The sequence below is a fragment of the Pseudomonas sp. SIMBA_041 genome, assembly GCF_046535095.1.
Lineage (GTDB): Bacteria > Pseudomonadota > Gammaproteobacteria > Pseudomonadales > Pseudomonadaceae > Aquipseudomonas > Aquipseudomonas mucoides.
Window position 1 is genome coordinate 121,462 of record NZ_JAWRXJ010000003.1, and the last position, 12,113, is coordinate 133,574.

Genomic DNA, 12,113 nt, shown 5'->3' on the forward strand with positions numbered 1-12,113 from the left:
CTTGCGAGGAAGCTGGCGAGAACAGCCGTCATGGCAATTAACTATCAAACACGCCTTTTTTTAAGTTCAAGGGGTACTGGCGTGCAGTTGCCGTCCCAAATGACCGATCAACCAGGCGACGCTGTCGGCGTTGCCAAGTAGTACTTTCAACCTGATCAGTGGGTCCCTTTTAAACGTGTGGCGGGCCTCGCTCAGGTTTTCTGCGCCGGTCAGCGTCAAAACGTGTTCTTTGATCAGGTCAGTGTCTTCACTGGCTGTATGACCCAGGTCTTCCCACTCACCAGTGTCAGGGTTTTGCGCCATGAACAGTTGGGTATAGGGCGTCTTTATGGACAGTGCGGTGTCTTGAAGCGTGGTCAACGCGCTTTTGAGCTGTTTGGCATCCTGTGTCACTGTTCCGATCAGGTCTGCGAATGGGCGGCCGGTGTCGAGGTATGAAATATCGAGGGTTTTACAGACGATGTGTGAGAGCTCATGAATGAGGGTCATCGAACGGCTATGGGCGCCGATGGGGAAGTGCACGTCGCTGAGGTGCGAGCGGTAGTGTTCGTAGCTGGAAGCGAAGAATTTTTCCGCCAGGTAAATTTTGCGTTTTGGGTCTTTCGGCGTAATGAAGCCGAAGGTGTTTTCTGCATCCTCGATCACCCTGCCGATCGTAAATCGACTGGAGTTGGCGGTTCTGAGCGTCGGGTCGAGCAACGCTGAAAATATTTCCTCCACGACTTTTTCAAGCTGCTCCACATGCGCGGGCAGAACTTGCGACACGCCTATAAAGTCGGTGATGAGTTGGTGCACCGGGGTCACCGCAGTGTCGGTAGTCTTTAGTAATTGCAGGTTTCGAAAGCTGTTCCAGGCATAGGTGGTTGCCAGGTCCAGTGCTTCATCGATCTGACGTGCCTTGTACGGAAACAATCGCCGGATCTGAGCCATCCCGCGGGCATCGACGTTCATGCCTCCCCAAACGGCCATTACGGTGTCCAATCGGTCGATAAGGTTGAAGCGGGACGCCAGCCTCTGGCGGTCCAGGACCCATTGTTTTACGGTGTTTTGGCGCAGAAAAGGCACACTTTTTTGGCTGCCTGCAATGCGCCAACGGGTGTCAAGCTTGACGACCGGATAGACGTTTCCTTCAACGGGCGCGTAGTGTTTTCCGGAGGCTGGATGAGTGTAGAGCCCAAGTGTCGAGTCGGAGGTCAGTGAATTGAGATCGACGTCGATGCTTTCATGGCGCTTTAACTGCGTGCGTTCGAGGGCGGTGGTATTGACCTCATGCCAGCTAAATCGGTTAGCGGACGACGTCGGAGCCGCTGCCCCCGTTACTGCGGGTAATTGCACTTGATCGCCAGCTAATTGCCGCAACGAAGCCAGTTGAGCAATACCGTCGATGAAGGCACTTATTGCAGCCCCCCATTTATGGGTTTGAAGGTCTTCGGCAGATTGCTTGATGTCGCGGTAACTGCGCCACACGGTCATGGGGTAAGCGAGTTTCCCCATGAAAAACGAATAAGCCTCGTGCAGGTCTTCGCCCAGTACGTGTTTGATGGTTTCCCATTCGCCCTGGTTTTTGTCGTCGGACTGACAACCGAGCAGTCGGCCCAGTAGCGCAGCGTTGTCTTTGAACAACTGGCTGAAGAGGTGGCCCTTGATCGGACTGGACGCCAATGTGACTTCTTGAGGCGGCTTGTCGGAAGTAGCCGTTACGGCTCGAGTGACGCGGTTGTGAGTGGTCGCCATCCGGTTTTCAAGCACCGTCCGGTCAGACGGCGTCAGGTTCATGAGTATCCAGTCGAGCAGCGGTCCGCGAGTCTTCAACTCTGTCAGTAACTGAACTTCACTTTCATATTCCTTTATCCCATGACGGGGACTGTGCGGTGCGACAAGGACGTGGGGGGCTGCGCTATCGGTGGCTGAGCCGATCAGGTAGACACCGGGCACTTTGATCGTCTGTGCGCTCTTGATCCCCAAGAGCTCGAGCGGGCGGATAATGGCATGGGCACCTTCGACCGCCGCGCGAGCGATGGCGTCGGGCATGTCCATGATTTGCCGGATCAGATCAAAGCCTTTTTCGCTCAGGCGTTCCTGCAGTTTTTCCGTGTGAGCGTAATGCATCAGTTGCCAAGGCAATTGTCTGTAAAAGCACTTTCTGCGATCGGCGTTGGCCGGGGTATCAGCAAGGGCTTCACTCAGTATTTTCTGCTGATGCTCCCCCGGCTTAAGATTTCGTATCAGGTCTTTGATGTACTGTTCGTTCATCCCCTCGGGAATGACACTGGTATCCAGCGATTGCAGTTTGAATCGGGCCTGATCCAGCTCCTTCATAGCCGTCAATGCGAAGTCGGTCAGGGTTTGAGTCCGGGCCGGCGACGTCAGACGTGCGCTGATCTGGACCTGGACCTTGTCCGGATCAATGTTGAAGGCGTCCGCCTTGAGTTGTTTTTCAAGCGCTGCGTGAGCCGTACGCTGCAGTGATCGCAGGCCGCTCAGGTAATCCTCGTCGTCTTTGACGTTGTCGAGGTATTGCTGAAGCAGTTCGCCATGCAGCACCAGATCTTCAATGGACGCTTTGGCGAGCCATGCCGGAAGTTTTTGCTGCGTCGTCAGGGACTGGGCAATGTCCGACGCGCGACCTAACCCTGTCAGCGGCTCACGTAGCGCCACCAGATTCAGAAGATCAGGCAGCCGCGCGGGGGGGAGTGGCGTGGCCAATGCGCGGGTAATGCATGCCTGGTCCAGATGGACGTAAGGCTTTTGGAGGTGATCGAGAAAGTGCCCGTGTATCCGCTGCAGTGGCGCCAGCACATACGTCCTGCCGGCCATTCGCTCGCTACGACCAAGGTTTTCCAGAAGGGTTAAACGCAGAGTGTCATCCTTGAGGCGCTGATCAAGTTCGGTCTGCAACTGTGACAGTGTCTTGAACGCTTCGAATCCCGATGCCGGCGTCCACAAAATCGCCTTGCCCGAGTGCTTCAGGTCCAGGCCTCCTCGTTCAGTCAGCACAAAACAACTCGCCAGCTTCAATGGGGTCGTCACGTCGCCGGCCTTCAATGCCAGGGAAAATACGTCTGGCAAGAAACCGTTTAACGCCGCTCGCTGCAGGTGTATCGGGCTATCGAGCACCGTTTTGATGATTGCCTGCTCGGTCGCGCCCAAGGTGCGTGTCACCGTGTGTAGCTTCAATTCGCTGCGCAATGCCGTTGACAGGGTATGCGTAAAACTCGATTGCAAGTCCGCCACGGATGAGTCGAGGAGGCTTTCTACTCGAGCGAGCGTATTGACGCCGACGGGAATGACCGGGTGTTGTTTACGCCGTTGATCGAGCGCCTGCCCAACCGAATCGAGGAGTGTCATCTGCTCTTTGGCTGAATCGGCTCGCACCGTTGCCGGTTGCCCGCTAATGCGCTGATCGACCCGTGTACTCCAGCGGCCTGTGGAAGCGGTGGCCAGCAGTCGACCATCAATAAGACCACGCACGTCCAGAGCATTATCCAGCAGGGCATGTGGGGAGAGCGTGCCTTCACTTTCACGGTAACGACTCAAGGCATGACTGAGGTTGTCCTGTTGCTTGTGAAGGATGTCGGTCATGACTTGGTCAAATACCGGGCCGACGAGGGGACTGCCTTCAATCAGGCGCTCCTGCGGCTCCATGCCCAGAAGGGTGAGACGTTCATCCAGCGACATGAAGTTGAGCAGCGCATCTTCGTGACCTTCACTGTTCATCATCTGCAGTAGGATCTTTTTGACCGCTGACAAATTGTCAGTCGCTTCGATACCTCGGGAGGGGGTGTATAGAAACCCCAAGGTGTCGGCGCCCCCGATCATCAAGGTCGAGGCCAGTTCCACGAAATGCTTGAACGGGGCCGTCACCCTGACTTTTTCGATGCGCAACGTCGCATCCCCGGGTTCTTGGCAGACCTTCATCAGTTGCAGATACTCCTGCGTGGTCAAAATGCCGTCCTGGCGCTGGAGCAGAAGTTTCAGTTGGAACGTATCGCGCAGGCCCTCGCTGAAAAACGCCAGGCGTGGCATCCCATTGCTCATGGCGGTGTTCCAGAACATGTCGAGCAGGCTGTACAAGTGAGGGGTGAAACTTTGGGCGATCTCTTTGACTGCGCTTTCCCAGGCCTGGTTATCGGCGTCACTGCTCACGCCGTGACCGGGATGCTCAAAGACCCTGGAGTCGCCGGGGGGCCACTGGTTGGTCAGGTAAAAGTGCAGGAGGGCATCGCCCAGTGAAAGCGAAGAGGTCGTGTGCTCATAGTCACCCCCGTCGAAGGCTGACACTGTACTGATAAACGTCTTCAGTCGAGTCAGGCGCTGGTCCAGTGCTGGAAACGGCTTGTACAACGCGTTTTTCAGGGTGTCGTTGAGCATAGACTGCAGCGTGGGCATCTTGAGCAGCTCGCCCATCATCGTCTTGATGTTTTGAGCTTGATTGGTATCAAGGGTGAGCTGCTGGTCCTGGAACACCGCGCCTTCGATTATTGTTGTGCAAATGTCAGGCACTGTGGCAACGGCTATAGCGCTACGTTGTTCAATGGAGAGGAAACGCAGCAGAGCAACCTTGTCGGTCGGCGACGCCAACCACTCCTTGAGCTTGCGTTTCAGCTCGTTCATGTCCGCAAACTTGATCAAGCCTTTCCATGGCGTGTAGAGCGTGACTTCTCCATCCTTGGGGCGGCCCATGGCGAAAGCGCCGGCCAGTGGGACGTCCGCCGTGTCCGGCACGGTCAGCCACAACCGGGAGACGTGCATGGGGTTGTTATGCGCGGTGCGGGCTACTTCGGTGGCCAGGTAAACGTTCTTGAGCCATTGCAGGTCATCGAGCGTGAAGTTCAGCGCTTTTTCGCGGTTACCGGGTTCTCGGGCATTGGAGGCAGTTTGTGCCTCGTCGAAAAAATACGGCATTGAAGGAGCGGTCATGATGTCCTCGATGTGCGGGGATCCGCAGGTCGCAGTCGTTAAGTCGAGGAATAACGGTACGGCCGCTATCTGGCTCATGTGCGGTACATATTGCTTGAGCCAATCTGGCTGCCGAGACTTGACAGGACGCCGGTACAACAGCGCTTAATCGGCGACTCTTTTCAGGTTGCCTTGCAACCTCGCTTCACCCTGTTGCCCGCACCCAATAATAAAACTGGAGCTTCAGATGACCGCATCGCCCGAAATGGCCGTCAGTTCGAACACCCAAACGCTCGATTTCGACGCGCTCGTTCAATTGCTCGAACAGATTTTTCTACGTCATGGCACCTCTGCCGACGTCGCCAAAACCCTGGCCCTCAACTGTGCCGGCGCCGAGCGCGACGGTGCTCACAGCCATGGCGTGTTCCGCATTCCGGGTTATGTCTCGACCCTGAACAGCGGCTGGGTCAATGGCCAGGCCGTGCCAGTGGTCGAAGACGTGGCCTCAGGATTCGTGCGCGTCGACGCCGGCAATGGTTTTGCCCAACCGGCCCTGGCGGCTGCACGCTCCCTGTTGATGGAAAAGGCGCGCAGCGCCGGCATTGCGGTGCTGGCGATTCGCAACTCGCACCATTTCGCCGCCTTGTGGCCAGACGTCGAGCCCTTTGCCTACGAAGGGCTGGTGGCGCTCAGCGTGGTCAACAGCATGACTTGCGTGGTGCCGCACGGTGCCGATCGTCCGTTGTTCGGCACCAACCCGATCGCGTTCGCCGCCCCGCGCGCGGATGGCGAGCCGATTGTCTTTGACCTGGCCACCAGCGCCATCGCCCATGGCGATGTGCAGATCGCGGCCCGCAAGGGCGAGCGTTTGCCGGAAGGCATGGGTGTGGACAGCCTCGGCCAGCCGACACAGGACCCGAAAGCGATTCTCGAGGGTGGCGCACTGCTGCCGTTTGGCGGGCACAAAGGTTCTGCCCTGTCGATGATGGTGGAATTGTTGGCGGCGGCGCTGACCGGCGGCAATTTTTCCTTTGAGTTCGACTGGTCGAACCATCCCGGCGCCAAGACACCATGGACTGGCCAACTGTTGATCGTCATCGACCCGAGCAAGGCCGCCGGGCAAAACTTTGCCGAGCGCAGCCAGGAACTGGTGCGGCAGATGCACGGCGTGGGGCTCAAGCGCCTGCCGGGTGATCGCCGCCATTCGCAACGGGCCAAGTCCGCGGCTCAAGGTATTGCGCTCGACACCGAGACGCTGGCGAACCTGCGGGCACTCGCGCAGTAACACAAGCCTGTATAGCCTTCGGGAGCTGCTACGAGTCGGTGTTAGGCGGGTATGAAAAAGGCGAGCCAATGGCTCGCCTTTTTACTGTGCAAAGCGGGGAGGCTTAGCGCCGACCCAGCAACAACCCGACCACCAGCCCGAATCCGGCAGAAATGGCCACGGTTTGCCATGGATGACCGCCGATGTAGGTTTCGGTGGCTTCGACGGCAGGTTTTGTGCGGTCACGCACGCTGCTGACCGAATCCCGTGCCTGCTGGAGTTTCTGGGCGATTTGCTCACGCAGGGTTTCTGCTTCCTCGCCGACCAGCGCGGCGCTGCTGTTCAGCAGTTTTTCCGATTCTTCGATCAGCGTGGTCAGCTCGCTGAATGCCAGATCCTTGATTTGGTCTTCGGCGGTTTGTGCAGCGGTTTTGCGAGCCATTGAGGTACTCCTTGCAGGTAAGTAGGCAGTGAACAATGGAGTCTGGCGCGGGTGAAAAAGTTGCAGTGGATTTCCCCGTCGAGCCTGCCGGACAGAAAATTCCTGAGTCGGACGTTTCGTCCTACAGTGTAAGATGTCGCCTATTTTACGCAGCAGGATATTCCAATGAGCTTCAATCTGGCCGACAAACCCCTCGCCGAGCGCGCGGCGCTGGAAGATGAAAAATCCCGTCTGTTCGACCTCTGGCAAAGCAACCTGGGCAAATCCAAGGGCGAAGCCGCGCGGCTATTTGGTGAACGCGCCAAACGCAAAGGCAAGTGGTCCGAATGGGTCCGCGCCGAACTCGACGCAATGTCGCCACCGGAATACGCCAACATGGTGCGCAGTGAAGTCAATCGCCTCATGGCGGCCAACAAGTAAGGCGGGGCTTCAGGCGAAACACGCGACAATTGCTTCGCGCACTTTCAATACCACCGGGTCGAGTTGGGTGCTGGTGCGCCAGCCCAATTCGATCGGGTAACGCGGCAAGGCCAAAGGGCAGGGCAGCAGCGCCAGACCACTGAGCGCCGCAATGCTCTGAGCGGCATGCGCGGGAATGGTCGCCACCGCCTGACTGCCTTTGAGCAAGTGCGGCAGCGCGGCAAAATGCGTGGTCGACGCACACACCCGACGACTCAAGCCCAGCGCCGCCAGCCCTTCATCGGTGATGCCGATAAAACCACCGGACGAGACCAGGAGGTGTTCGCGTGCGACGAATTCTTCAAGGCTGAGGGTTTGTTGTGCTTCGGCGAGGCTGGCGCGATCCACCAGACACAGATATCCGCCTTCTCCCAATACTTGACGGCTGAGCAAACGCTCGGCAAATCCACCGGCGGTGACCGCCAGATCGATGCTGCGCTCCATCAAGGCATGGCCGACGATCTGGCTGTGGGTTTGGCGGAAGATCAGCCGCAGCTTTGGCGCAGTCCGCGCGATTTCATCGATCAATCGCCGACCATAGGCGATCTCGAAATCGTCCGACATCCCCACCGACACTGAACGGCCATCGTACTGATGGGCCGCCGGATCGACCATCGCCAGGCTCTGGCGGCATTTGTTCAGCGCATCGCTGACCACCGGTTTCAATTGATTGGCCTTGAGCGTCGGTGCCAGTCCGCGGCCGGTGCGCACGAATAGCTGATCGCCATAGACCTCGCGCAACCTGCGCAAGGCGGCACTGACTGCCGATTGCGTCACGCCCAGACGCAAGGCCGCTCGGCTGGCGCTGGACTCTTCATGCAGGGCTTCGAAGACTTTGAGCAGGTTGAGGTCGACGTTGGCGATATTCATAGTGTTCATATCATTCAGCAACGAATCGGGCTTTATTCATGATCCCGTGGCGCCGGAGAATGAGCAATACCTGATGCCAATGGAGTCACTGCGATGCCCAAATCAATCGTTGCTGCGCTGCAAATCGGTGCCTTGCCCGGTGGCAAGGCCGACACTCTGGAACAGATTCTTGCCTGGGAAAAAGCCATTACTGAATCCAACGCCCAATTGGTAGTAATGCCCGAGGCGTTGCTCGGCGGTTACCCCAAGGGCGAAGGATTTGGTACGCAACTGGGTTATCGATTGCCGGAAGGGCGTGAAGCGTTTGCCCGGTATTTCGCCAACGCCATCGACGTACCCGGCGCCGAGACTGAAGCCCTGGCCGGGTTGTCGGCACGGACCGGGGCCAACCTGGTGATTGGCGTGATCGAACGTGCGGGCAGCACGCTGCACTGCACGGCGCTGTACTTCGACCCGCAGGCCGGACTGGTCGCCAAACACCGCAAGCTGATGCCCACTGGCACCGAACGGTTGATCTGGGGCAAGGGCGATGGCTCGACGTTGCCTGTGATCGACAGTCAGGTCGGGCGTATCGGTGCGGTGATTTGTTGGGAAAACATGATGCCGCTGCTGCGCACCGCGATGTACGCCAAAGGCATTGAAGTGTGGTGCGCGCCGACGGTAGACGAGCGCGAGATGTGGCAGGTCAGCATGCGTCACATCGCCCATGAAGGACGCTGCTTTGTGGTGAGCGCCTGCCAGGTTCAGGACTCACCCCAGGCCTTGGGTGTGGAGATTGCCAACTGGCCGGCGGATCGGCCGTTGATTGCTGGCGGGAGTGTGATTGTCGGGCCGATGGGTGACGTATTGGCGGGGCCGTTGCGTGACGGCGCAGGTCTGCTCACGGCGGAAATCGACACGGACGCTTTGATTCGTGCGCGGTATGACTACGACGTGGTGGGGCATTATGCGCGGCCGGATGTGTTTGAGCTGACGGTGGATGAGCGCGCCAAACCCGGTGTCCGCTTCAACACATAACCCCCTGTAGGAGTGAGCCTGCTCGCGATAGCGGTGTAGCAGTCGACAAGTGTATTGCCTCAAACGACGCCATCGCGAGCAGGCTCACTCCTACAGGAGAATTGTGGTGTTTACGATTGCGGGGTTTGCCGGGGGATTGCCGCCGCTCCCGGCAGGCTGAGTTTGCCCGTGTCCGTGAAACGCATCGTGCCAAACAATCCGCCAGCCAGCTTGCCGCGCAACACGTAAGGCAAGTCATTCAGCGATTGCGTCTGGCTCAGCCCGAGGGTTTGGCGCAGCACCGAAAACGCCGAAACGCTGACCGGCACCGTCAGCACCGTTTCAGAGAAGCGCGCAATCGACCCCGACTGATCGCTCACCCCCGAAGCCAGCGGCTGTCCATTGACCTCCAGGTCCAGCGCCACGCCGTTGTAGTCGAAGGAGCTGTCATTGGGGTTCTGCACGCGGATTTTCACCGCAAAACGAATTTCCATGCCCTGGCTTTGCAGCGGTTCGATGCCCACCACATTGATGTTCAATGGATCACGATTGGGGAGCAGGGCGCAGGCGCTCAGAGACAACAACAGCAGGGAAAGGATGATGGCGTGAACGCGGCGCATAAAAACTCTCGAAAAGAAAAGGGCTGAACCGCTCAAGATTAAGCCCTTGAGCCTTACGGGCGGTCCAACGGTGCGACAGCCCCAGGCGTTGCGGGTTCAGCCTTGGCCGGCACATCAGGGTTTTCCATGACCTGCAGGATCGAGGCTTCCGGATCGAAATCGTCTTCTTCCAGTGCCATGAACTCCTCGGGCAGGAAGATGTTCAGCACGATAGCGCACAACGCCCCGACGGTAATGGGCGATTCAAAAATGTTGTGCAGTGCCAGCGGCAACTCGCGCAGCACCTCAGGCACCGCCGCCACGCCCAGGCCCAGGCCGAGGGAAATCGCCACGATCAGCATGTTGCGTCGATGCAGGCCGGCTTCGGCGAGGATCTTGATCCCGGCTACCGCGACGGTGCCGAACATCACCAGTTCGGCGCCGCCAAGCACCGGTTTTGGCATCAGTTGCAGCACCGCGCCGATCATCGGGAACAACCCCAGCAGCACCAGCAAACCGGCAATGAAGAACGCCACGTAACGACTGGCCACGCCGGTGAGCTGGATCACGCCGTTGTTCTGCGCAAACGTGACCATCGGCATGCTGTTGAACACGGCGGCCATGGCGGAGTTGAGGCCGTCGGCGAGCAGGCCGGACTTGATCCGGCGAATGTAAATCGGGCCCTTGACCGGTTGCCGGGAAATCATCGAGTTGGCGGTCAGATCACCCGCAGCTTCCAGTGGCGAGACGAGAAAAATCACCGCGATCGGCACAAACGCGACCCAATCGAAGTTAAAGCCGTACTTGAACGGCACCGGCACGCTCATCAGCGGTACGTCGGGCAGGCTGGCGAAATTGACGTCGCCCATCAGCCACGCCACGACGTAACCCAGGGTCAGGCCGATGACGATGGCGCCGAGGCGTAGAAACGGCACATCGACCCGGTTCAGCAGCACAATCGTGCCGAGCACCAAAGCCGCCAGCGCCAGATGACTGGCCGCGCCAAGGTCCGCCGCACCGAAGCCGCCAGCAATGTCAGTCATGGCCACTTTGACCAACGACAGGCCCATCAACGTGATGATCGTGCCGGTGACCACCGGGGTGATCAGCATCCGCAATTTGCCGATGAACTGGCTCAGCGCGACTTCAATGAACGCCGCAAAAAAGCACACGCCAAAGATCGTCGAGAGGATTTCATCGGTGCCGCCACCGCGAGCCTTGACCATGAACCCGGCACTGAGAATCACACTGATAAAGGAAAAACTGGTGCCTTGCAGGCACAGCAAACCAGAACCGATCGGGCCAAAGCGCCGGGCTTGAACAAAGGTGCCCAGGCCGGAAACGAACAACGCCATGCTGATCAGGTACGGTATTTCGCTTTGCAGGCCGAGGGCGCCACCCATGATCAGGGTCGGGGTGATGATGCCGACAAAACTCGCCAATACATGCTGCAGGGCGGCGAAGACGGTGGCGGTCAGGTGCGGGCGGTCGTTGAGGCCGTAAATCAGGTCGTTGTTGCGCAAAACGGGGGCTTTTTCAGAGGCGGTCATGGTGGGTTGCGTGCCAAACGGCGGGCCGGGTCAGAAAATGGAGGCGCAGGATGCCAGCAGTGGACACTGAGGGCAACGAACAATAACTGCCTGAAAGGTCAGGTTTTACTGAAGGCTGCGAGCAAATCCTGCTCAAACGCCTTCTGCGCATCCCCCGGCACTTGAGCGCGATGCCGTGCGAGATGAAACGCCACTTCAAAACTCATATCGCTCTTCCGCACGGCACGTAATAAACCTTTGTCTTCCCAACTGCGGGCGAAGTGATTGGGCAAATAACCGACATGCTTGCCGGACAGAATGAAGGCAAGGGTGCCTTCGACCTGTTCCGAGCGCGCCGAACATAATTTGCCCTGGAACGGCTCGTCACTGCGCAGGAAACGGTAAGGGTGATCGACCCGGTCGCAGGCTTGCAGCGCTTCGTCGGTCGGCGCGTCATCCGTGAACAATGGGTGACCGGGAGCGCAATACAGGTGCTGGGTTTCAGTGAACAGTTCGCGATAGTCAAACGCGCTTTGCACCTGGGAGAAATAGCCGATGGCCAGGTCCAGCCGTTGCTGCAGCAGCAAGCGTTCCATTTCGCCGGGCATGGCACTGATCAGTTCGATGCGCACCGACTCGTCCCGTTCGCGAAAACGCCGGATCGCATCGGCCACCTGTTGCAGCACCGATTGATCAAGGGCTTCGGACAGCCCCAGGCGCACTTCGCCAATCAATCTGCCGGCCACACCGTTGGATTGATGTCGAAACGCTTCGATGGATTCAAACAGTCCGCGTGTCGCGGTCAATAGCTGCTCGCCCTTGGGGGTGATCTTGAATCCACCCTTGCCGCGACTGCACAGGCGATAACCGAGCCGGGTTTCCAGCTTGGCCATTTGCTGGCTGATGCTGGATTGGCTCAGGCCCAGTTCACCCTGGGCCGCGCTGAAGCCGCCGCACTCGACCACACGGACAAACAGGCGCAGCAGTTGCAGGTCGAGGTCGTGCAGTTGCCCGAGCATCAAACATTACTCCGCCATAAAGTCAGGTTAACAAAC

General features: G+C 58.4%; 9 protein-coding genes. 3 read left to right on the forward strand and 6 right to left on the reverse strand.

Going from position 1 to position 12,113, the window contains the following annotated elements; all coding sequences use genetic code 11:
* Nucleotides 1–66: 66 nt before the first annotated feature.
* Complete coding sequence (locus tag SB725_RS07710) at nt 67–4,920, reverse strand: dermonecrotic toxin domain-containing protein (protein ID WP_410921506.1); 4,854 nt, start codon at nt 4,918–4,920, stop codon at nt 67–69.
* Nucleotides 4,921–5,146: 226 nt separating this feature from the next.
* Here SB725_RS07710 and SB725_RS07715 point away from each other — a divergent pair, with 226 nt between their 5' ends.
* Complete coding sequence (locus tag SB725_RS07715; protein WP_059180913.1) at nt 5,147–6,184, forward strand: Ldh family oxidoreductase; 1,038 nt, start codon at nt 5,147–5,149, stop codon at nt 6,182–6,184.
* 103 nt (nt 6,185–6,287) lie between these two features.
* On the opposite strand, the gene SB725_RS07720 is transcribed toward SB725_RS07715, so the two are convergent.
* Entirely contained in the window at nt 6,288–6,605 is a 318-nt protein-coding gene (locus SB725_RS07720; protein WP_027923496.1) for a YqjD family protein, read from the reverse strand.
* Between the two features lie 165 nt (nt 6,606–6,770).
* Here SB725_RS07720 and SB725_RS07725 point away from each other — a divergent pair, with 165 nt between their 5' ends.
* Entirely contained in the window at nt 6,771–7,025 is a 255-nt protein-coding gene (locus SB725_RS07725) for a hypothetical protein (RefSeq protein WP_027923497.1), read from the forward strand.
* A 9-nt stretch (nt 7,026–7,034) separates the two neighbouring features.
* Here the strand turns inward: SB725_RS07725 and SB725_RS07730 are convergent, their stop codons facing one another.
* On the reverse strand, nt 7,035–7,943 hold the full coding sequence (locus SB725_RS07730) for a LysR family transcriptional regulator (RefSeq protein WP_194939999.1): 909 nt from the start codon (nt 7,941–7,943) through the stop codon (nt 7,035–7,037).
* A gap of 84 nt (nt 7,944–8,027) precedes the next feature.
* Here SB725_RS07730 and SB725_RS07735 point away from each other — a divergent pair, with 84 nt between their 5' ends.
* A complete protein-coding gene (locus SB725_RS07735) occupies nt 8,028–8,951 on the forward strand; it encodes a carbon-nitrogen hydrolase family protein (RefSeq protein WP_194940000.1) in 924 nt (307 codons plus the stop codon).
* Between the two features lie 110 nt (nt 8,952–9,061).
* On the opposite strand, the gene SB725_RS07740 is transcribed toward SB725_RS07735, so the two are convergent.
* The 3 genes from SB725_RS07740 to SB725_RS07750 all read right to left on the reverse strand — a co-directional run bounded on the left by SB725_RS07740 (nt 9,062) and on the right by SB725_RS07750 (nt 12,077).
* Nucleotides 9,062–9,550 carry an LEA type 2 family protein gene (locus SB725_RS07740; RefSeq protein WP_410921507.1) on the reverse strand — a complete coding sequence of 163 codons (489 nt, stop codon included), beginning with the start codon at nt 9,548–9,550 and terminating at the stop codon, nt 9,062–9,064.
* 53 nt (nt 9,551–9,603) lie between these two features.
* Nucleotides 9,604–11,079, reverse strand: a complete 1,476-nt coding sequence (locus SB725_RS07745) for a nucleobase:cation symporter-2 family protein (protein ID WP_059180911.1) — start codon at nt 11,077–11,079, stop codon at nt 9,604–9,606.
* Between the two features lie 98 nt (nt 11,080–11,177).
* Complete coding sequence (locus SB725_RS07750; protein WP_410921508.1) at nt 11,178–12,077, reverse strand: LysR family transcriptional regulator; 900 nt, start codon at nt 12,075–12,077, stop codon at nt 11,178–11,180.
* Between the last annotated feature and the right edge of the window lie 36 nt (nt 12,078–12,113).